Here is a 23465-nt window from a genome sequence, read left to right as displayed (position 1 = left end):
ATGGCAATTGTTAAACCTTTTAAAGCGGTAAGAGCTAAAAGAGATAAAGCAGCATTGGTTTCTTCTAAATCTTATGAAGTTTATACACCAGAAATGCTAAATTCTAAATTAGCTTTTAATCCGTATACATTTTTACACGTTATAAATCCTGGTTATAAATATCACAAACAAGATATTACAGGAGAGTTACGCTTTAAATTGGTTCATAACAGATATTTAGAATTTAAAGAAGACGAAATTTTCTTTCAAGATGAATTACCTGGTTTTTACATTTATCAAAAAATTACTGCAACAAATTCTTTCTGCGGAATAATCTCTGCAACTTCTGTAGAAGATTATCATAACGATGTTATAAAAAAACACGAAGGCACTTTAAAAGAAAGAGAACTGTTGTTTGAAAATTATTTAAAAAACACTGGTTTTAATGCAGAACCAGTACTTTTAACATATCCAGACAATGATGATATATCATCAATAATAAAAAAATACACAAAAGAAAGAGCAGAATACGAGTTTTCATCAACAGATAAAACTTCTCATCTTTTGTGGGTTGTTAACGATAAAATAGATGTTGCAAAGATAGAACAAGCTTTTAAAGAGGTTGATACGTTATATATTGCCGATGGTCATCATAGATCAACATCTTCTTGTTTGTTGGCAGATCGACTAGCAAAAGAAAACCCAAATCATACGGGTAAAGAGGCTTATAATTTTTTTATGAGTTATTTGTTACCAGAAAGTCAATTAAGTATTTACGAGTTTAATCGATTTATCAAAGACTTAAACGGCCTTACTCCGCATGAATTTTTAATAGAATTAGACACTATTTTTAGAATAGAAAATAGAAAACAAGAATTGTACAAACCAAAAGAGAAACACCATTTTAGCATGTATCTTAATGGAGAGTTTTATGCTTTATACTTGCGCAAATCTTTATATAATTTTACAGATTCTTTAAGTAAATTAGATGCCCAAATATTATACACAACGGTTTTAAAACCAATTTTAGGTATAGAAGACATCAGAAACGATTCTAAAATAGTATATTCACAAGATAAATCTGATAGTTTAGAATTGAAAACAAAAGTAGATTCTGGCGAGTTTAAAGTTTCTTTTGGCATGTTACCAACAACCATATCAGAATTAAAAGAAATAGTAGATGCTGGTTTATTAATGCCACCAAAAACTACATATATAGAACCAAAATTAAGAAGTGCTTTAACTATTTACGAATTTTAAAATGATTACAGAAAATCTAAATCAAATAAAAGAAAGTTTACCAAGTTCTGTAACTTTAGTTGCTGTTTCTAAAACAAAGCCAGTAGAAGACTTACAGGAAGCATATGATGCTGGTCAGCGTATTTTTGGTGAAAATAAAATTCAAGAAATGGTAAACAAATTCGAAGTTTTACCAAAAGACATTAAATGGCACATGATTGGCCATTTGCAAAGTAATAAAGTTAAATATATGGCTAGTTTTGTAGATTTAATTCATGGTGTAGACAAATTTAAGACACTTAAAGAAATAGATAAGCAAGCCAAAAAAAATAACAGAGTAATTAATTGTCTATTACAAGCCAAAATAGCAAAGGAAGAAACTAAATTTGGTTTATCTTTTGATGAAATTGAAAAAATATTAATTTCTGAAGAATTACAAAATTTAAAAAATATTAAAATTGTAGGTTTCATGGGAATGGCTACATTTACAGATAACAAGAAACAACTAGAAGAAGAGTTTTTATCATTAAAAGCCTTTTTTAACAAACATAAAACTGCTACAATTAAAGACAATTGCAAGTTAGAAACTCTTTCTATGGGAATGAGTGGCGATTATAACTTAGCTATCGATTGTGGTAGCACAATGATTAGAGTAGGAAGTTCTATCTTTGGTAATAGAAACTACAACTAATTAATTGCTTAAAAAGATATAGAATTTGTACGTTATACTAGACATTGAAACAACAGGAGGTAAATTTAATGAAGAAGGCATTACAGAAATTGCTATTTATAAATTTGACGGACACTCGGTTGTAGATCAATTTATTAGTCTTGTTAATCCTGAAAAAGAAATCCAAAAATTTGTTGTAAAACTTACCGGTATAAACAACAAAATGCTACAAAATGCACCTAAATTTTATGAGGTTGCTAAAAGAATTATAGAAATTACTACAGATTGTACTTTAGTTGCGCATAATGCTGCTTTTGATTATAGAATTTTAAGCACCGAGTTTGATCGATTGGGTTATGATTTTAATAGAAATACACTTTGTACAGTAGAGTTAAGTCAAAAACTAATATTAGATCAACCTTCTTATAGCTTAGGTAAATTAACAAAAGCCCTAGGTATACCAATGACAGATAGACATAGAGCTTCTGGTGATGCATTGGCGACCGTGCAACTTTTTAAACTTCTGTTAGAGAAAGACATCGACAAATCTATTATTCAAAATTCTGTAAAATACCACGACAAAAGAGTTGAAAAAGAAAGGTTACAGAAACTTATCGATTCTGTACCAAAAGAACAAGGTTTATTTTACATTCATGATGCAAAAGGCAAAGTGATTTTTTTAGGTCGTGGCAAAAATGTAAAAGCAGAAGTAAATAAATTGTTTTTAAAACAAACACGTAGAGCAGTAAAAATTCAAGATAGAGCTGCTGCCATTTCTTTCGAAAAGACTGGCAACGATTTATTTACTAGACTTAAATATTATATAGAATTAGATATACTTTCACCAAAATTTAACTTCAGAAAAAAAAGAAAACCAAACTTACGCGAGTTTAACAACGAAGATTTTTTAATTTATGAAAAAGGAAGAGAAGTCGAAGAGCACGCTGTTATACTTGTAGAAAACAAAGAGGTTTTTGGTTATGGATATACAAATTTAGCATATCAAGAAAATCGTTTAGATATTTTAAAATCTGTATTAACACCAATAGAAGATAAAAACCTTGCAAAAACTATTGTTAAAAACTACTTAAATACAAGCTCTGTTAAAAAAATTGTTAGACTTTCAAATGAAAAAGATTAAAATTTTACTACTACTATTACTTACACACACCTCTATTAACATTGCACAAGCAAAAAAATCTACTAAACTAGGTAAAACTACACTCAAAGAATTAAAAATGTCTATTTATGACAAAGATTCTACTGCCGCTGCTGTAGTACTATATGAACATGCCAATGTTTATCTAGATCCAAATAACAATTATAACACTCGAACAGATTATTATTACAGAATTAAAATCTTTAATAAATCTGCCTTCGATTTAGCAAATATTAGCATCGATTTATACAAAAAAGAAAGATTAGTTGATTTAAAAGCAATTACATACAATATCAATGATGATTCTAGAATTGTAAAAAATAATCTTATGGATAAAGATGTTTTTACAGTTGAAAATAGTGAAAGCTGGAAAACTAAAAAATTTACACTTTCTAAAATTAAAGAAGGTAGTGTTATCGAATATAAATACAGTGTTTTATCACCATATTTAGGTTTAGACGATTGGACTTTTCAATCTGAAATACCAAAAATTAAAAGTGAATTTGACGCAGCTGTTTTGGGTAATTATAAATACCATGTTCGATTAATTGGCTATTTAAATTTAGACAAAGATAATCCATCTATAAAAAAGAAATGTGTTTATATAGATGGCGTTGGCGAAGGAGCATGTATTATATATTCTTATGGTATGAATAACGTACCGGCCTTTAAAAAAGAAGAATATATGCTAAGTAAGAAAAATTATTTGGCAAGAATTACTTTCGATTTAATCTCATACACAGATGTGAGAGGTGATAAAACAAGCTACACAACTACTTGGAAAAAAGCAGACAAAAAGTTAAAAGCTCAATTTTTTAACAATCAAACTTCAAAGAAGAGTTTTTTTAGAAAAAATTTACCAGAAAATTTATTCTCGATAGAAAATGAACTTAAAAAAGCAAAAGAAATTTACAAATTTATTCAAAATCATTATACATGGAATGATAAAAATTGGACCAATGAAGACGCAAAAGTAAAAACAGCTTTTAATGAAAAATCTGGCAATGTTGGCGAAATAAACGTATCACTTTACAATAGTTTAACGGCTGCAAACATAAACGCAAATTTAGTTGTCTTATCAACAAGAAATAATGGTATCCCTACAAAATTACATCCTGTTATTTATGATTATAATTACGTAATAGTTAAAGTAAATATCGATGGTAAAGATTATTATTTAGATGCTACTGATAAATTTTTACCCTTTGGCTTGGTTCCGATAAGAACTTTAAACGGAGAAGCAAGGGTTATAAATTATGAAAAAGAAGGAAACTGGACTTATTTAGAGCCAACGATAAATTCAAATAAAAATATAAATAGTAAGCTTACTTTAAATGCAGAAGGTGTATTTACTGGAAACTTATTTATAAGAAAAACAGGATATTACGCACAAAAACAAAGAAAAAAACTAGCAAGTTTATCAAAAGATTCATACTTAGATGAAGTAGAATCTAAACATGTTGATCTAGAAGTAGAAGACTATAAAGTTGTTTCTAAAGATTTAATTGAGAAACCTATTACAGAAGTTTTTAAAGTTAAGATCTTTATGAATGAAGATTTAGGAAACACGGCTAGAATTAACCCTTTTATTTTTGAAAGAATAAATGTGAATCCTTTTAAATTAAAAGAAAGAAATTATCCGGTAGATTTCGCACACCCTTTTAAAAGTACTTTTTCATTAAGTTTAACAATTCCAAAAGAATATAAAGTATCTAAATTACCGAAAAGCAAAGCAATTGCATTGCCTAATAAAGGAGGTACATTTATTATAAAGTCGCAACAAAAAGATAATACAATAAATTTATATGTTAGCTTTAGTATCAATAGAAAAACATATACAAGTGAAGAATATTTCGCTTTAAAAGAATATTTTAAACAAATAATTATTGCCGAAAACTCTTTTATTCTATTAGAAAAAAATAAAGTTTAACAGTTTAAGAAGATTAAAAACAAAAAACTGCTGATCAACAAACAGTTAAACTGTAAAATTGATTTTAAAAATAGTAAACAGTTATTTTTAAAATGTTAATATTTGTTAAATTATCAATTAAATTTAATAGATTAGCACCTAATAGCAATTATGAATTTAGATAAACTAGTTTTAGATTTTCAACAAAAGGATGTAAAAGCCTACGAAAAACTTTACAATATGTATTGTAATAGTATTTCTGGTGTTGTTAATACTATCGTAAAAAATGACGATGTTGCCCAAGAAATAACACAAGATGTTTTTATCAAAGCTTGGAACAAATCTGATTCTTACTCCTCTAAAAAAGGTAGATTTTTTACTTGGATTTTAAATATAGCAAGAAATGCCGCTATAGATTATACTCGTTCTAAGAAGTTTAAGCAGTCGAAACAAAACCTTAACTCAGATTTTTTCGTAGATATATTAGAAACAAGTGATAATCTAAATAATTCTACAGATGCAATAGGTATAAAAGAGTTTGTAAAAAACCTTGGTGATAAATGTAAATCTGTAATAGAATTGTTATTCTTTAAAGGCTACACACAAAAAGAAGCATCAGAAGAATTAGACATACCACTTGGTACAATAAAAACACGCAATAGAAATTGTATTGCAGAATTAAGAACAATGGTAGGCGTTTAATAATGGATATACAAAAATACATAGAATCAGGAATTTTAGAACTGTATGTAGCAGGCTCTCTCTCTGAAAAAGAGAATGAAGAAGTGCACAATGCAGTTAAAAAAAGCCCAGAACTTTTGGCCGAAGTTACCTCAATAGAAAATGCTATTGTAAAATTAACTGCTGCCGCAAAAAAAGATTCAAATTATTTATTTACAGATATTTTAAAGGGCATAAACAATAACGATACAAAAGTAATTAAAATTGCAGAACGCAAAACTAACTGGACTCAGTTTACTGGTTGGGCAGCTGCAGTACTTTTAGGAAGTACATTAATTTGGTCTATTTCTAAAAATAATAAATTACAAGAACAAGTTGCATCAGAAAAAGTACAACTTGAAGAACAAATAGAGAAAGCTTCTAATAGTTTAGCAGAAGCAGAAAAACTAATTACAGTTTTTAGAGATAAAGAAATTATATCAGTACCACTAGATGGACAAAAAGTTTCTCCGGATTCTTATGCTAAAGTTTATTGGGACAAGAAAACAAAAAGTATTTATCTAGATGCTAAAGGATTACCAGAACCACCAAAAGGTAAAGTTTACCAAGTTTGGTCTTTAAAAATGAGTCCTTTAACACCTACAAGTTTAGGTACAATCGATACTTTTACTGCAGATGCTAATAAGATTTTCACTATTGAAAACGCAAATGAATCTGAAGCATTTGGTATTACTTTAGAAGATGAAGGTGGTAGCGAGTCTCCTACTTTAGAGCAATTATATGCTTTAGGTGCTGTAGTAGCTTCTACTCCGTAAAAAATAAACTAAAAGTTTAACTTATATTTGACCAAATCTTAGATGATTTGGTCATTTTTATATATGCTTGTTTTATTGGTAGGTTTTCTTCTTTCGATAAATTACTATCATCTTGTAAAACAGAAATAGCTGTATTTCTAGCAGCAACCAAAATTTTAGAATCTTTAACTACATCTGCTATTTTAAGATTTAAAACACCACTTTGTTGCGTTCCCATAATATTACCCGGACCTCTTAGTTTTAAATCTACTTCAGCAATTTTAAATCCATCGGTAGTATCTACCATTGTTTTAAGACGTGTTTTAGCTTCTTCAGACAATTTATAACTAGATAGTAAAATACAATAACTTTGATCTGCACCTCTACCTACTCTTCCTCTTAGTTGATGCAGTTGTGAAAGTCCAAATCTTTCAGAACTTTCAATAATCATTACACTCGCATTAGGCACATTAACCCCAACCTCTATAACAGTTGTAGCTACCATAATTTGTGTTTCGCCTTTTACAAAACGTTGCATTTCAAATTCTTTATCAGCAGGTTTCATTTTACCATGTACAATACTTATTTGGTATTTTGGTGATGGAAATTCTCTTGCAACACTTTCATAACCATCCATTAAATCTTTATAATCCATAGCTTCGGATTCTTCTATTAACGGATACACTAAATAAACCTGCCTGCCTTTGTCTATTTCATCTTTCATAAATTTAAAAACAGATAATCTATTGCTATCAAACCTATGTACAGTTTTAACTTCTTTTCTGCCAGGAGGCAACTCATCAATTACAGATATGTCTAAATCACCGTAAACAGACATTGCTAACGTTCTTGGTATTGGTGTAGCCGTCATTACTAAAATATGAGGTGGCAATGTATTTTTTGCCCATAATTTAGCTCTTTGCTTAACTCCGAATCTGTGTTGCTCATCAATAATTGCTATTCCTAGGTTTTTAAAAACAACTTTATCTTCTAACAAAGCATGTGTACCTACTAATATATGTAAAGTGCCATCTTCTAAATTTTGATGAATTTCTCTTCTTTTTTTTGTTTTTACAGAACCTGTTAATATATCTACCTTTACATTTAAGCCTTCTAATAATTCTGATACTGCTGTAAAATGTTGATTTGCTAAAATTTCTGTTGGCGCCATAATGGTTGCTTGATAGCCATTATCGATAGCTAAAAGCATCGACAAAATGGCAACAATTGTTTTACCAGAACCAACATCGCCTTGTAAAAGCCTGTTCATGTGCGCTGCAGAGGCAACATCTTTTCTAATTTCTTTTAAAACTCTTTTTTGTGCATTTGTTAAATCAAAAGGAAGTTTTTCTGAATAAAAATTATTAAAAATTGGTCCTACATTTTCAAATACAAAACCTTTAATTTTTGTTTTATTAATTAGCTTTTTTCTAACTAATTGTAATTGAATAAAAAATAACTCTTCAAACTTTAATCTGCTTTGTGCTTTGGCTAAACTTTCTTGATTTTTAGGAAAATGAGCATTTAAAAGCGCCTCTCTTTTGGGCATTAACTTGTATTCTTCTAGAATATCTTTAGATAAACTTTCTGTAATAATATCAAACGATTGTTGAATTAGATTTTGCACATAACCTCGAATCATTTTATTAGAAACACCAGAATTCACTAATTTTTCTGTGGAATGATAAACAGGTTGCATTTTGCTTTGCAACTTTTTTTTATAATCTTTAACCAATTCTAAATCTGGGTGCGGAATACTAAAATTACCATTATAATGATTTAATTTACCATAAACCACGTATGGCTCGTTAATTTTTAAAGCATCTTTAATCCATTTTTGCCCTTTAAACCAAACTAGTTCCATGGTGCCAGTAGCGTCTTGAAATGTTGCCACTAACCTACTTCCTCTTTTTTGAGCCACAGATTTTACTCTTGTAATCTTACCAACAATTTGAACTTCTGCTGTACTTGGTTGTAAATCTTTTATTGCGTAAAAAGTAGTTTTATCTATATATCTAAAAGGATAAAAATTAAGTAGATCATTACATGTTTTAATACCCAATTCTGTATACAAAAGAGCAGCTCTTTGTACACTTACACCTTTAATATATGTTATTGATTTTTCTAGATTCAAAGTTGATTATTTTTTGTACAAATTTACATAAACATACTTTAAATAATTTAATACCCCACTTTTTTATGTTTTGTGTTTTATATTTTATATTTGTTACGTAATTGTGACTTTTTATATTTTTATGTATCTAAATGTTTGAAAAACAATTACATTTGACTGTTTATATATATATACATTATGAAGAAACAACAAAAAATCAGCCTATTAGTGCTCTTACAAATACTATTCTTTTATTCAAGTATTTGTGCCCAAACACCTGGTCTTATTATTGAAGGTGCAGACCCTAATGGTGTATTAGATCCAAATGGAGACGGTTACGTTTCTTTACCACCATCAGAAACACCAAGTCAGTTTACCAACGTAGGGTTCCCTGCTAATATAAATGCTACTGACGTTAATGACATACTTTATAATGAAATAACTTATAAACCAATACCTCGACTGCTTCCAGAACCTGTTGGTGACATTTCTAAAGGTCCTAATTGTGGTTTTACAGATATGGTTACCGATGCAAATGATGATTCTACATATTTCTATACAGATGGTACTAATATGTTGTTTCGATTTCGTTTGGGTGATGCTAAACCAAATTCTAAGGGATATTCTATACTTATAGATACAGATCAAAAGTTTGGTTTTTCTGGACCTAATGCAGACCCAAATGCAGTAAATGGAAATCCCGGATTTGAAATAGAGATTGTCTTAAGAACCAATTTCACCATTGATGCTTTTAATATTGATGGTTCTGCTTCCGGAGGTCCTACACTTGCATCAGAGCCTTATACATCTAACGCAATTAAATCTTTGGCATTGACCACGGTTTGTGATGATCCAGATTATTTTTATGACTTTTATTTGCCTTATGCTAGTATTGCAGGTTTAGATGCTACCACTAAAATCAGAATGTTGTCTATCACCTCTATTGCTCCAAAAGAAGCTATAGGACAAAATACAACCTCTGATATTGGCGGTGTAGATGATGATTCTGGTATAAAAGACGATTTGTTTGAAGATGCCATCAATAATCAAACTCCGGTAGATGCTAATGAAGACCCTGTAGAAAGAGCAGATTGTCCTCAAATAACAGGTCCTATTATAGCTGGTACTGGTGTAGTTATTAATGGAACAAACGAATTTGTATCTGGTAGTACTACAGAAATAGAAATTTTTATTGATGGGGTTAGCCAAGGGTCTCCTACAACTACAACAACAAATGGTACGTGGACTTATACTATTCCAGGTGCAATTACAGAAGGACAAAAAATAAAAGCAACAGCAACTATAAAAGATGGTACAACAATAGTAAGAGGAACTTCTTTTGACAATTGTGATATAGAAAATGTTGCACTTACGGGGTGTACACCACCTGCTGCTCCTGGTATTACTCAAGTAGGTACTAAAGGAGGTAAGGGAATTCTTGGTACTTCAAGTTTTGCAAGTGGAATTGCCATACAATTACGTATTTTTCGAAATGGTATAGAATTAACTTCTTGGGGAAGTCATCCCACAGATCCAACTACTGGTTACTTTACGGTAACAACAGGTGCAGGAGGTAGTTGGGAACTTCTTGCGGGTAACACAGGTGGTGAAGGTTTTGGAAATTATACTGCTGTTATTATGGATGCAGCAGATACAAATTGTCAATCTGCAGCAAGTGCAGTGTATACATGGTGTTTTGGTACGGTTAGTGGTGCAATAACCATTGATACACCTAACCCCGTATTAAATACTTCTTCAACCATTTCTGGAACAGCTCAAACAGATTCTACAGTAAGGTTATTTAAAAACGATCTATTTACAGGTTTAGAAGCTGCTTCTAACGGAAGTACTGCTTGGTCAATCGATATCTCTAGTTTAGAACTTATATCTGGAGATGTATTATATGTTATGAATATTCAGGCGTCAACAGAATGTCCAAGCATTAGTTCAAATACTACTGTTGTAGCACAATCATTTCAACCTGCAGTAAATACAGAAGGTTGTTTCGATGGCAATGCTACACAGATTTCTGGTACTTCTAGCGAAATTGGAGGAACAATAAGATTGTATACTAGAGTGGGAACTGGCGTTACCACAAGCGATTCTCAAGTAGGTACAACACCAACAGTAGATTCTAATGGTAATTGGACAGTAACAGGACTTAATATTCCTGCTGGAAATTATGTTGCAGTAACCGTCCAAAATACAGGAGAAGTAGCAAGTATTATTTCTAACGAGGTATTAATAAGTTCTAAAACTATTTTTACAGATTTAGTCATCACTTCAAATCCAATTACAGAAGGAGATTTAAGTATCACTGGTACTAGTTCTGGTCTACCAACAGGTTCTACCATACAATTATACCTAGACGACTCTATAATTGACGGAAAAACGGGCACAACAGATGCTTCAGGAAATTGGACAATAGCTGGTTTAGATAATGGTGGTTCTTTTGATGAACTTTATACAGACGCAGTAGTTACCGTAACAGCAACATCTAGTGCTGCTGGGAGTTGTGAAAGTGATCAATCATCATCAAAAGTAGTGGTATGTATACCTCCTGTAACACCAACTATAACAGCAGTAACCGCATCACCTATTTGTGAAAACAGTATTTTTACTGTTACCATTGTAGATGCACAACCTGGTTTAGTATATCAATTGTTAGATCAAGACAATAATATGGTTGGGCCTTCTATTGTTGGACCATCTACAGCTGCAGACAAAACGATAGACTCAGACCCTATACAGTTTGGTATAACTTCTCTTAAAGTAAGAGCATTTAAAATATTAGCTACCTGTACTATAGTAGAATCTAATAGTGTACAAGTAGTTATCAATCCTGCTCCAACCGTTACTTTTGGACCTAATCCTTTTGCAACCCAAAATGTTAGTGCCCAAACTGTAAATTTAACTTATTCGGCTACTACTAATGGACCAGACCAATATAGTATAGATTTTGATGCTGCTGCTAATACTGCAGGTTTTGTAGATGTAGCACTTACAACATTACCTGTATCTCCAATAGTTATTAATGTACCTGCAAATGTAGCTGCAGGTGTTTATAATGCTTCGGTAACTGTTAAAGAACCCGTAAATGGTTGTGAAAAAAGCTATCCGATAACCATTACCATATTAGATCCTAATGCACCAATGGTTGCCTTTGGTAATACAAGTGTTTCTCAATGTTCTGGAATTACAACTGCAGACTTTAGTTATTCTCTTGCAAGTGGAGATACGCCAACTTTATATACTGTAGATTTTAATGATGTTGCTAATTTACAAGGTTTTTTAGATTTAACTGATGTTGCTTTACCAGTTTCACCAATAACAATTACGGTACCTGTTAGTCCTAATGCAGGGGTATATAATGGTATTATTAGATTTAAAACTGCAGGCGGTATTGTAAGTCAAGAATATCCAATAACCATATCAATAGAAGTTACAAATCCGGGAATTGTAGGTCAAAACCAAATTGTTTCATCTGGAGATGATGTAGCTGCTTTTACATCAATTCAAGACGCTACTGGTTTTGGTGGTGTAACTTATCAATGGCAAAAAAGTACAACAAGTGCCATTGCAGGTTTTGCTGATATTGGAGGTGCTACAAGTGCTACTTTTGATGATGGTACCATTACACAAACCACCTATTATAGAAGAGTTGCCACAAGTGTTACCAATAGCTGTTCTACAGAAAATACTAGTAATGTAATTACGGTTACAGTGCTTAATTTTGCAGGTACACCTATGATTACGCAAGTCTATCAATTTGGAAATGAACGTTGGGTAGAAATTACCAATATACATCCCACAGATGCAATACCTACAAGCAGCATAAATGTGGCTCTTTTTAGAGATAAAAATAGAGTTTTAGATGGCACTAATCCTGATGCTGTTTTTACACTAGCAAGCGAGCTACCTGCAGGTGAATCTGTATTATTAAAAAATACAAGTAGTAGTTTGGCTACAGTAACTGGAACTCCTATAGATAATGATAACTTAACAGAGATTGATGGAGGAAATGACATCATCATTTTATCAACAACTACAGGTGCTACTGCTTGGGAAAACAGATATGATATTGTTTCTAGCATTGAAAATAAAACATCTTTGGTAAGAATAGATGAAACTACTGCTACGAATAAAACCTATACAGAAAGTGAGTGGGTTACTTTTATAGATAATGCTTTAAATCCTTATGAGTTTTTAAGCACAGTTGCAGAAAGACATCCTCATGACCCTTTACTTTCAGAAATTACAGGAGCTAACCCAGATGCAAATACTCGTTTAGGTTTGCATAGAATAAACAAAACAACTAGAACTGGAAATGATTGGGATAATGGTTTCCCTGATAGATCTAGATTTGTTTCTATTGCAGAAAACTACAATCACCTTAACGAAAGATTAAGCGCAAGAAAATTAGAAGTATTAGGCACTAATATTTTAGGTATTGAAGACCAACTTTTAGTGGTTACTAATAATCTAAATATAACAGACAATGCAGAAATTCGTTTAATTGGTTCTAGCCAGCTTGTCCAAACACATCCAGGATTAGCAGATATTAGTGGAAATGGAAAACTATATACAGAGCAAAATTCTACATTGGCAAATATTTACAGATATAACTATATGAGTTCTCCTGTAACCTCTTTAAATGCAAATACCTATACTGTAGAAGATGTATTAAAAGATGGTACAAACCCAGTTTCATTTACGGGAGTTGTTGGTCAAGATATTAATAATATTGCTAGAGATATTAACTTTGTAAGTGGTTTTGATGGTAGTACTGGAACACCAATTAACATTGCAGATTATTGGATTTATGCCTTTTCTAGTTCTAATGGAGCTAGAGCTAACTGGATTCAGAAATTTAAATCTGGTATCAACCTTAAAACAGATGGTTTTATTTTTAAAGGTCCAGGGGTGGCACAAAACTATACATTTGTTGGAAATCCAAATGATGGTGAAATGAACGTTTCTGTTGGAGCGCAAGAATCTTATTTATTAGGAAACCCCTTCCCTTCTTCTTTAAATGCACTTAAATTTATAAAAGACAATTTAAACTCTATAGATGGTAGTGTTTATTTATGGGATCATGTAGGAGAAGAATCTACTGCAGAAGCCATTGATGGACATCGTTATAACGGTTATGTAGGTGGTTATGCAACCATAAACCTATCAATGGGAGTATCTAGTGTTGGCAAACCCACTGTAGGTGCATTTAGCATTACAATAGAGGCAGAAAATGCAGTAACAAATGGAACAACAATCACAGATAATTCCATAGATGTTGTAACTTTAAATAATGGTATTAATTTTATAGAATTCGATAAAATTACAAGAGCAACAGATAAACTTACTTTAACATATAAAGCTGCTAATGGAAAATCTTTAAGACTTTTAGTAAACGGTACAGAAATAGATACCTATACTTTAGATCCAAGTACTATTTTTACAGATTTTGATATTGAAAAGTGTATTATTGTAGGATCTACCATTAGAATAGAATCTTTAGATACTAATAACTTTTCTTTAGACAACATCTCTATTAGTGATGATGATGGAAATATTTCTTGTATTCCTTCTGCAGGTTCAGATGCATCACTATATAAAACTCCAGGAACCTATATACCTATTGGTCAAGGGTTCTTTGTAGGTGGCGATGCAGATGGTGGGCCTATTGTTTTTAACAATAGTCAAAGAGAATTTGTCTCTGAAGCGTCTGGAAATGCTGTGTTTTTTAAAACTGATAAAAAAGAAAAAAAGAATAGCACTTCTAAAAATGATAATGGAGACTTTAACAAACTTCCGTTTATTAAGTTAGGAATGGATTTTATTAGTAATGAAGGTAGCAGTTTACACAGACAAATAGGGGTTTCTTTTAGCAGTAACAATACTTTTAACTTTGATAAAGGTTATGATAGTCCTATTTTTGACATCGGTTCAACTGATATTTATTGGAAATTCCCAAATAACGAGAGCAAATATGTAATTGCAGGAATTCAAGGTTTTTCTTCAGAATTAGAAATCCCTTTTGAGGTTCTAATGGATTATGATGGTACAAATATTTTAACTATTGATGATTCTTTTGGAATAAATACAGAAATATTTTTAAAAGACAAGTTACACAATACAACTCAATCTTTAACCAATAATGAAGTTGCTTTACAACTAAAAAAGGGCGTTTACACAGATAGATTTGCTATTGTATTTAAAGGAGAAACTACATTAAGTGTAGATGATAATTTAGAAAATCCTTTAAACGACAAAATTACCATCTTCTTAGACAATCAACAACAAGAATTGGTGATTCAAAATAACGAGAATTTAGAAATTAAAAAGGTATTACTATTTAATTTGTTAGGTCAAAAAATGGCTTCTTGGAACATCTTTAAAAATTCTATAGAAAATAGATTAAAAACTAAAAACTTATCACAGACAGTTTACATTGTAAATGTACAAACTGATAAAGGTATAATCAGTAAAAAAATAGTCTCTGAATAGTTAAATTAATTATTTTAAAATTTTAAAAGGTTTTCTGAAGATAACAATTCAGAAAACCTTTTTTTTATTTATAAATTGATTGCAAAACTAAACCAAATATATTTTTTATTTCATGTATCTTTGAACTCCATTACATTTTTAAAAAATGAGATTACATAGAAATTTAACATTTGCTGTTATAGACAGTATTAGAGATATATTTAACGAAGGCGTTTATGCAGATAAAGCAGTAGAAAAAGCTTTAAAGAGAGATAAACGCTGGGGCGCTAGAGACCGCAAATTTGTTGCAGAAACAATTTACGACATTGTAAGATGGAATAGACTTTATGCAGAAATTGCCGAAGTAAAAGTACCTTATGATAGAGATAATATTTGGAGACTCTTTTCTGTTTGGTGTATTCTAAGAGGAATTGCTTTACCAGACTGGAACCAAATTGGTGATGTACCAGAAAGAAGAATTAAAGGTCGTTTTGCAGAACTTTCTAAAACAAGAAAATTTAGAGAATCTATACCAGATTGGATGGATGACTTATGCGAAAAAGAATTAGGAAATGAAGTTTGGACCAAAGAAATTGCCGCTTTAAACGAGCAAGCAAAAGTTATTTTAAGAACTAATACTTTAAACATTTCTAAAGAATTACTTCAAAAAAAGTTACGAGCAGAAAACGTAATTACAGAATTTGTACCAAATCATCCAGATGCATTGGTATTACCAGAAAGAGCAAATGTGTTTAAAACAGAAGCTTTTCACAATGGTTTTTTTGAAGTCCAAGATGCTTCTTCTCAGTTGGTTGCTGCGTATTTAGATGTTAAACCTGGTATGAAAGTAGTAGATACCTGTGCTGGTGCTGGTGGTAAAACTTTACATTTATCTGCTTTAATGGAAAACAAAGGGCAAGTTATTGCTATGGATATTTACGAAAGCAAACTACGTAAACTAAAAGTAAGAGCAAAAAGAAACAAGGCCCACAATATAGATTTAAGAGTTATCGACTCTACAAAACCTATAAAAAAACTACACGGTAAAGCAGATAGAGTTTTAATAGATGCACCATGCTCTGGATTAGGTGTTATTAGAAGAAACCCCGATTCTAAATGGAAATTACAACCAGAATTTATAGACAATATTAAAAAAGTTCAACAAGACGTTTTACAACAATATTCTAAAATGGTTAAACCAGGCGGAAAAATGGTGTATGCTACTTGTTCAATTCTTCCTTCAGAAAATCAAGATCAAGTTAATAATTTCTTAACATCAGAAGCAGGAAAAGACTTTACTTTTGTAAAAGATAAAAAAGTATTAGCTCATATTTCTGGTTTCGACGGATTTTATATGGCGCTTTTAGAAAAAAAACAAGCTTAATATATTGCTAGTATTAAGGTTTAATTGCAGAAAAAGAAATATCTATTTTTTAATTTTTAATAAATACATATGATGAAAAAATTACTTTTTAGTATTCTTACTTTAACCTCTTTAATTTCTTTCTGTCAAGAAGCTTATTACAATGATGTTAATTTACAATTAACTGGTACAGATTTAAAAGATGCTTTAGCAACAAAAATTATTAGTACACACACAAACTTATTAAGTTACACTCCTGGTGTTTGGGAAGCTTCTAAGGTTACAGACAAAGATGTCGATGCATCTAAAGTTGTTTTAATTTATGGTTGGGAAAATGGAACCGACCAAGATATTACAAACGACAGAACTAGAGATAATTCTTTACAAGATAGAGGAAATGGTGATAACTTTGTTTGGAACAGAGAACATGTTTTTTCTAAATCTTTGGCAAACCCAAGTTTGGTTACAAATAATCCTGGTCCTGGTACAGATGCACACAACTTAAGACCTGCAGATAAAAACAGAAATTCAGAAAGAAATAATTATAAATTTGCTATAGGTACTGGTAATTCTTCTCGTTCTAACGTAACTTACAACGGTCCTGAAGGTGCAAATACAAGAGGTTGGTATCCTGGAGATGAATGGAAAGGTGATGTTGCTAGAATTATTATGTACATGTATCTTCGTTACGGAGACCAATGTTTACCTACTGCTGTAGGTGTTGGTAGTAATCAATTTACGCCAGATGACATGATTGATTTATTTTTAAAATGGAATGCAGAAGATCCTGTTTCAGACTTTGAAAAAGCTCGTAATACATTTCATGAAAATACTTCGAATACTTATGCGCAAGGAAACAGAAACCCTTTTATAGATAATCCATATTTAGCAACTAGAATTTGGGGCGGAGATGCAGCACAAGATACTTGGGGTATTTACACTAGTAGCGATACACAAGCACCTACTAAGCCTACAAATGTAACTTTAAGTAATATAACTTTAACATCAATCGATTTAAATTGGACAGCTTCTACAGATGATGTTGGTGTTACAGGTTATAATGTTTATGTTAATAATGTTTTAACAAAACAAACTACAACAACTAATACTTCTATTACCGGTTTAGAAGCAGGTACATCATATAGCTTTAAAGTTATTGCTAAAGATCAAATTAATAGTTCTGAAGCAAGTGACGTAGTTACAGGACAAACATTATCAGACACAACAGCTCCAACTGTACCTAGTAATGTTACAATTACAAATGTTACAGACAGCTCTTTTATGGTAAATTGGTCTGCATCTACAGATAATAATGCCGTTGCAAGTTATGACGTTTATTTAGATGATACTTTTCACGCAAATACAACAGACACAAATTATGCAATCATAAATTTAGCAACATCTACTACTTATAGCGTATCAGTATTAGCTAAAGACAAAGACAATAATATGTCTGCAAAATCTGCAGCAGTTAGCGCAACAACTACCGACGGTTCATCTGGTGGTACTGCAACAAAATTGTTTATTTCTGAATATGTTGAAGGAAATGGTGGTACAAATAAAGCCATTGAAATTGTAAACTTAACAGGTAGCACTGTAAGTTTAGCAGGATATGTTTTAAAGTTAGAAAGAAATGGATCTGGTGTTTGGACTACACCTTTAGCTTTAGATAAAGGATCTGTAAAAAGTATTGTTCCTGGAGATGTTTTTGTTGTTGGTAACGGAGATAACTCTGCTCCAGAATTACAACCATATTCTGCATCTAATCCTAATGGACAAGTAGATTTAGTGCAACCAAATAATATCGACACAAACTATGGTCAACCAGTAAACTTTAATGGTGATGACGCAGTTGCTTTATTTAAAGACGATGTATTAATTGATATGATTGGTGTTTTTGGAAATGGTGCAATATTTGCCAAAGACGTAACACTAAGAAGAAACGGAGATATTACTGCACCTAACACTACTTTTGATAAAACAGGTGAATGGACTGCTTTTCCTGAAAACACATTTAACGGCATTGGAAGTCACACTGTAACTCTAAGTACAAACTCAGAGACCTTAAACGGTTTCAAAATGTATCCAAACCCTGTTACAGGAAACAAGTTATTTTTTAATATCAACGAAAAAGCAACTATAAATATTTATAATGTTTTAGGTAAATTAGTACAATCAGAAACAATAGAAAACGCAAACAGTTCTATAAATGTTTCTAAGTTATCTAAAGGTATGTATTTATTAAAATTAAATACGCAAAACCAATCGATTACAAAAAAGTTTATCAAACAATAAGAAATTACTTAGTAAAATTTAAAAGACGACAATTTTAAGTCGTCTTTTTTTTTGTTAAAAACCTATTGAAAAAACTATATAATTTCGCGTAAATAAATAGTTAAAATTAAGTTGAAAAAAAGTAAATTTGTCATTTACAACAAACGCTAACACAACACAATAATGATTCATTTCTTTGGAAACAAAAACAGTAAAGTATTCGCTGTTCAAACAACAAAAGAATTAACAACAGAAACAATTGCAAAATTGACTTGGCTTTTTGCCGATCAACCAAAAATAAATGAGGCATCAATAGATGCTTTTTTTGTTGGCCCTAGAGCTGCAATGATTACACCATGGAGTACAAATGCAGTAGAAATCACTCAAAACATGGGTATTTCTGACATCATTAGAATTGAAGAATTTACAGCTGTTTCAGAAGATTTTTCTGATTTTGACCCAATGATTTCAGAAAAATTTAAGAGCTTACATCAAGACTCATTTGCTATTGATATTCAACCAAAAGCAATTATAGAAATTGATGATATTGCTGCTTATAACAATCAAGAAGGTTTGTCTTTAAGCGAAGAAGAGGTTGAATACCTTGAAAGTGTAGCAAAAAAAATAGATAGAAAATTAACAGATTCTGAAGTATTTGGGTTTTCTCAAGTAAACTCAGAACACTGTCGTCATAAAATTTTTAACGGAACTTTTGTTATTGATGGAGAAGAAATGCCAACTTCTCTTTTTAAATTGATTAAAGAAACATCAAAGCAAAACCCTAATGACATTGTTTCTGCATACAAAGACAATGTTGCTTTTATAAAAGGACCAAAAGTTGAACAGTTTGCTCCTAAAACAGCAGATAAACCTGATTTTTATCAAACACAAGATTTTGATTCTGTAATTTCATTAAAAGCAGAAACACATAATTTCCCAACAACTGTAGAGCCTTTTAACGGTGCTGCTACTGGTTCTGGAGGAGAAATTAGAGATAGACTTGCTGGTGGTAAAGGTTCTTTACCTTTAGCAGGAACAGCTGTTTATATGACTTCTTACTCGCGATTGGAAGAAAAAAGACCATGGGAGCAAAAATTTGAAGCCAGAGATTGGCTATACCAAACTCCGATGGATATTTTAATAAAAGCTTCTAACGGAGCTTCGGATTTTGGAAACAAATTTGGGCAACCATTAATTACAGGTTCTGTTTTAACTTTCGAGCATAAAGAAAATGCAGCTTCTAGTGATGCTGAAGCAAGAAGATTAGGTTTCGATAAAGTAATTATGCAAGCTGGCGGAATTGGTTACGGTAAAGCAGAACAAGCTTTAAAAGATACACCAAAAGATGGTGATGAAATTGTTATTCTTGGTGGTGAAAACTACAGAATAGGTATGGGTGGTGCTGCAGTTTCGTCTGCAGATACCGGAGAATTTGCATCAGGAATTGAATTAAACGCTGTACAAAGATCTAACCCAGAAATGCAAAAACGTGCTGCTAATGCAGTTAGAGGTATGGTAGAAAGTGATGAAAACTTTATTGTATCAATTCACGATCATGGTGCTGGCGGACATTTAAATTGTTTATCAGAATTGGTAGAAGATACTGGTGGTAAAATCGATTTAGATAAATTACCTGTTGGTGATCCGACTTTATCTGCAAAAGAAATTATTGGTAACGAATCTCAAGAAAGAATGGGATTGGTAATTGCTAAAAAACATACAGAAACACTTCAAAAAATAGCAGAAAGAGAACGCTCGCCAATGTATACTGTTGGTGAAGTTACTGGTAATAATCGTTTTACTTTCGAATCTAAAACTACTGGCGAAAAACCAATGGATTTAGCTTTAGAAGATATGTTTGGTTCTTCGCCAAAAACCATAATGACAGATAAAACTGTTATCAGAAATTATAAAAATCCTCGTTACAAAACAAAAAATTTAAAAATCTATTTAGAGCAAGTTTTACAACTAGAAGCTGTTGCCTGTAAAGATTGGTTAACAAATAAAGTAGATAGATGTGTTGGTGGTAAAGTTGCCAAACAACAATGTGTTGGTCCTTTACAAATACCGTTAAACAACGTTGGTGTAATGGCTTTAGATTATAACGGTAAAGAAGGTGTAGCAACTTCTATTGGGCACGCTCCTATTTCTGCATTAATTAATCCAGAGGCAGGAAGTAGAAATGCAATAACAGAATCATTAACAAATATTATTTGGGCGCCTTTAAAAGATAATTTAAGTTCAATTTCTTTATCTGCAAATTGGATGTGGCCTTGTAAAAACGAAGGCGAAGATGCTCGTTTATATAAAGCTGTTAAAGCTGTTTCTGAGTTTTCTGTAGATTTAGGTATCAACGTGCCAACTGGTAAAGATTCTTTATCAATGAAACAAAAATATCCTGATGGAGATGTAATTTCACCGGGAACTGTTATTATTTCTGCTGCCGGAAACTGTAATGAAATTTCTAAAGTTGTAGAGCCTGTTTTACAAATTGATGGTGGAAATATTTATTACATCAATATTTCTCAAGACGAATATAAATTAGGAGGAAGCTCTTTTAACCAAGCTTTAAATGCTATTGGTAACGAAACACCAGATGTTACAAATTCTTCTTATGTAAAAAAGACATTTAATGCAATTCAGAATTTAATTAAAGCTGATAAAATTAAGGCAGGACACGATATTGCTTCTGGCGGATTTATAACAACTTTATTAGAAATGTGTTTTGCTGATGTAAATTTAGGTGCAGACTTCGATATTTCTGATTTAAATGAAGAAGACTCTATAAAAGTATTATTCTCTGAAAATGCCGGAATTGTATTTCAAGCGGATACATCAGTAGAAAAAGAATTAGAAGATAAAGGTATTGCGGTATTTAAAATTGGTACTGCAAATAACTCTGGTATTGTAAACATAAAAAATAACACAGATAACTTTTCTTTTGATGTTGCAGAACTTAGAGATGTTTGGTATAAAACTTCTTTCTTATTAGATCAAAAACAAACTGCTAATAATTTAGCGCAAGATAGATTTGATAATTATAAAAAACAGCCTTTAACATATAAATTTCCAGAAAACTTTACAGGTAAATTACCTAAAATTGTAACTGAGAAACCAAAAGCTGCAATTATTAGAGAAAAAGGATCTAACTCAGAACGTGAAATGGCGAATGCTATGTATTTAGCTGGTTTTGATGTAAAAGATGTACACATGACAGATTTAATTTCTGGTCGTGAAACTCTTGAAGACATTCAATTTATTGGTGCTGTTGGTGGTTTTTCTAATTCTGATGTTTTAGGATCTGCAAAAGGTTGGGCAGGTGCTTTTAAATATAACGAAAAAGCAAATACAGCTTTAAAAAACTTCTTTAAACGAGAAGATACTTTATCTGTTGGTATTTGTAATGGTGCACAATTATGGATGGAGTTAGACTTGATTAATCCAGAACATAAAGTTCATGGAAAATTGGTACACAACGATTCTAAAAAACATGAAAGTTCATTTACATCAGTAAAAATTCAAGAAAACAATTCTGTAATGTTATCTTCTTTGGCAGGTACAGAGTTAGGGGTTTGGATTTCTCATGGTGAAGGTAAATTTAGCTTACCAGAAACTGAAAATAATTATCATATTGTTGCTAAATATGGTTACGAAGGTTACCCAAATAACCCAAATGGTTCTGATTTTAATACAGCAATGATGTGTGATAAAACTGGTAGACATTTAGTTACAATGCCACATATAGAACGCTCTACTTTTCAATGGAATTGGGCAAATTATCCTACGGATAGACAAGATGAAGTTACACCTTGGCTACAAGCTTTTGTAAATGCAAAAGACTGGATAATCAATAAAAAATAAATTAAAAATAGCTTTATAGGATTTTTTTTTTATTTTTAAAATTATAATTAAAATTCTATGGAGCTAACTTATTTTGATGTTACAAAAACTTCTCATTTAATCGAGGAGTTTTTTTTAATTGATTATCAAAAAAAAGACGTACCGTTAGAAGCTATAATTCCGCCTTTAAACTTTTCTGGTTTAGCCTATTTTTATAGTAAAGGTCAAAGAATATCTCTCGCAAAAGAAGTTACAGATTTACATAAGCTTAGTGTTTATGGCCAATTTAGTAAATCTTATAAATTTAATTTATATAAAGAAGGTATTGTTTGCGGTATGAATTTTAAAGCTACATCTTTACACAAATTAACCAATATCGATGCTTCATCAATAACTAATAAATACAAGTGCTTTCATAAAATAAACCAAGTAATAACTTCAGAACTTGAAAACATTTTTTTAAAAGGAAAAGATGAATATCACCAAGTATTCGATAAACTAGAAGATTATATTCTAACCTTGCCTTTAACAGAAAATAAAAATACCTTAATTATAGATGAACTTGTAAAAAAAATTCATCTTAAAGAAGGAATGATTTCTGTCAATGAAATTTTAGAAGACTTACCCTTTGGTCAAAAAACTTTAGAAACCAATTTTAAAAAAACAGTAGGCTTAACACCTTCTAAATACATTAGAATTCATAGATTTAAGAAATTAATGAAAGAATATGAAGGAAAAAAAATTGAACTGAAGGACCTAATTTATATGTATGATTATTACGATGAATCTCACTTTGCCAAAGATTTTAAATCGTTTACGTCAAAATCTTTAAAAGACTATTTTAAAGACGAATTCTTATTAATAAAAGAGATTTTTAGAAATACCAAGTACGATTATTTACATTAAATCCATATTTACTCGTTGTATATTTATATTAGATTTTCATCAATCGATATTGGGG

General features: G+C 31.1%; 12 protein-coding genes. 11 read left to right on the top strand and 1 reads right to left on the bottom strand.

Annotated features, from left to right (window positions below):
• The 6 genes from BXQ17_RS02065 (at position 1) to BXQ17_RS02040 (ending at position 6452) form a co-directional block, all read left to right on the top strand.
• Positions 1–1239 (top strand): DUF1015 domain-containing protein, encoded by a 1239-nt coding sequence (locus BXQ17_RS02065; protein ID WP_077809034.1) that lies wholly within the window; start codon positions 1–3, stop codon positions 1237–1239.
• A gap of 1 nt (position 1240) precedes the next feature.
• Positions 1241–1909, top strand: a complete 669-nt coding sequence (locus BXQ17_RS02060; protein WP_077809033.1) for a YggS family pyridoxal phosphate-dependent enzyme — start codon at positions 1241–1243, stop codon at positions 1907–1909.
• Between the two features lie 25 nt (positions 1910–1934).
• Entirely contained in the window at positions 1935–3029 is a 1095-nt protein-coding gene (locus BXQ17_RS02055) for a PolC-type DNA polymerase III (RefSeq protein WP_077809032.1), read from the top strand.
• On the top strand, positions 3016–4977 hold the full coding sequence (locus BXQ17_RS02050) for a DUF3857 domain-containing protein (protein ID WP_077809031.1): 1962 nt from the start codon (positions 3016–3018) through the stop codon (positions 4975–4977). Before BXQ17_RS02055 ends, BXQ17_RS02050 begins: the two co-directional genes overlap by 14 nt.
• 150 nt (positions 4978–5127) lie before the next feature.
• Positions 5128–5658 carry an RNA polymerase sigma factor gene (locus BXQ17_RS02045; RefSeq protein ID WP_077809030.1) on the top strand — a complete coding sequence of 177 codons (531 nt, stop codon included), beginning with the start codon at positions 5128–5130 and terminating at the stop codon, positions 5656–5658.
• 2 nt (positions 5659–5660) lie between these two features.
• Complete coding sequence (locus BXQ17_RS02040) at positions 5661–6452, top strand: anti-sigma factor (RefSeq protein WP_077809029.1); 792 nt, start codon at positions 5661–5663, stop codon at positions 6450–6452.
• A gap of 16 nt (positions 6453–6468) precedes the next feature.
• Here BXQ17_RS02040 and recG read toward each other — a convergent pair whose 3' ends face one another.
• The gene (recG, locus tag BXQ17_RS02035) at positions 6469–8565 is read right to left on the bottom strand and encodes an ATP-dependent DNA helicase RecG (RefSeq protein ID WP_077809028.1); all 2097 of its coding nucleotides are present in this window, start codon (positions 8563–8565) and stop codon (positions 6469–6471) included.
• Between the two features lie 177 nt (positions 8566–8742).
• Between recG and BXQ17_RS02030 the strand changes: the two genes are divergently transcribed.
• From BXQ17_RS02030 to BXQ17_RS02010, 5 genes are all read left to right on the top strand, one after another.
• A complete protein-coding gene (locus BXQ17_RS02030) occupies positions 8743–15048 on the top strand; it encodes a T9SS type A sorting domain-containing protein (protein WP_077809027.1) in 6306 nt (2101 codons plus the stop codon).
• A 145-nt stretch (positions 15049–15193) separates the two neighbouring features.
• Positions 15194–16411: an RsmB/NOP family class I SAM-dependent RNA methyltransferase gene (locus BXQ17_RS02025; RefSeq protein ID WP_077809026.1), complete on the top strand. Its 1218-nt coding sequence runs from the start codon at positions 15194–15196 to the stop codon at positions 16409–16411.
• Positions 16412–16480: 69 nt separating this feature from the next.
• Positions 16481–18685: an endonuclease gene (locus BXQ17_RS02020; protein WP_077809025.1), complete on the top strand. Its 2205-nt coding sequence runs from the start codon at positions 16481–16483 to the stop codon at positions 18683–18685.
• 162 nt (positions 18686–18847) lie between these two features.
• The gene (purL, locus tag BXQ17_RS02015) at positions 18848–22525 is read left to right on the top strand and encodes a phosphoribosylformylglycinamidine synthase (protein ID WP_077809024.1); all 3678 of its coding nucleotides are present in this window, start codon (positions 18848–18850) and stop codon (positions 22523–22525) included.
• Positions 22526–22582: 57 nt separating this feature from the next.
• The gene (locus tag BXQ17_RS02010; RefSeq protein ID WP_077809023.1) at positions 22583–23410 is read left to right on the top strand and encodes an AraC family transcriptional regulator; all 828 of its coding nucleotides are present in this window, start codon (positions 22583–22585) and stop codon (positions 23408–23410) included.
• Positions 23411–23465 lie beyond the last annotated feature (55 nt).

The sequence above is a fragment of the Polaribacter sp. BM10 genome (assembly GCF_002005425.1).
GTDB classification, from domain to species: Bacteria; Bacteroidota; Bacteroidia; order Flavobacteriales; family Flavobacteriaceae; genus Polaribacter; species Polaribacter marinaquae.
The sequence above is the reverse complement of the archived record's forward strand: the minus strand, read 5'-3'. Positions and strand labels throughout refer to the sequence as shown.

Excerpts from the sequence above, each read along its gene's own strand:
- BXQ17_RS02065 (WP_077809034.1), top strand. The coding sequence starts at position 1 with ATGGCAATTGTTAAACCTTTTAAAGCGGTAAGAGCTAAAAGAGATAAA.
- BXQ17_RS02060 (WP_077809033.1), top strand. The coding sequence starts at position 1,241 with ATGATTACAGAAAATCTAAATCAAATAAAAGAAAGTTTACCAAGTTCT.
- BXQ17_RS02050 (WP_077809031.1), top strand. The coding sequence starts at position 3,016 with ATGAAAAAGATTAAAATTTTACTACTACTATTACTTACACACACCTCT.
- BXQ17_RS02045 (WP_077809030.1), top strand. The coding sequence starts at position 5,128 with ATGAATTTAGATAAACTAGTTTTAGATTTTCAACAAAAGGATGTAAAA.
- BXQ17_RS02040 (WP_077809029.1), top strand. The coding sequence starts at position 5,661 with ATGGATATACAAAAATACATAGAATCAGGAATTTTAGAACTGTATGTA.
- BXQ17_RS02030 (WP_077809027.1), top strand. The coding sequence starts at position 8,743 with ATGAAGAAACAACAAAAAATCAGCCTATTAGTGCTCTTACAAATACTA.
- BXQ17_RS02025 (WP_077809026.1), top strand. The coding sequence starts at position 15,194 with ATGAGATTACATAGAAATTTAACATTTGCTGTTATAGACAGTATTAGA.
- BXQ17_RS02020 (WP_077809025.1), top strand. The coding sequence starts at position 16,481 with ATGATGAAAAAATTACTTTTTAGTATTCTTACTTTAACCTCTTTAATT.
- purL (WP_077809024.1), top strand. The coding sequence starts at position 18,848 with ATGATTCATTTCTTTGGAAACAAAAACAGTAAAGTATTCGCTGTTCAA.
- BXQ17_RS02010 (WP_077809023.1), top strand. The coding sequence starts at position 22,583 with ATGGAGCTAACTTATTTTGATGTTACAAAAACTTCTCATTTAATCGAG.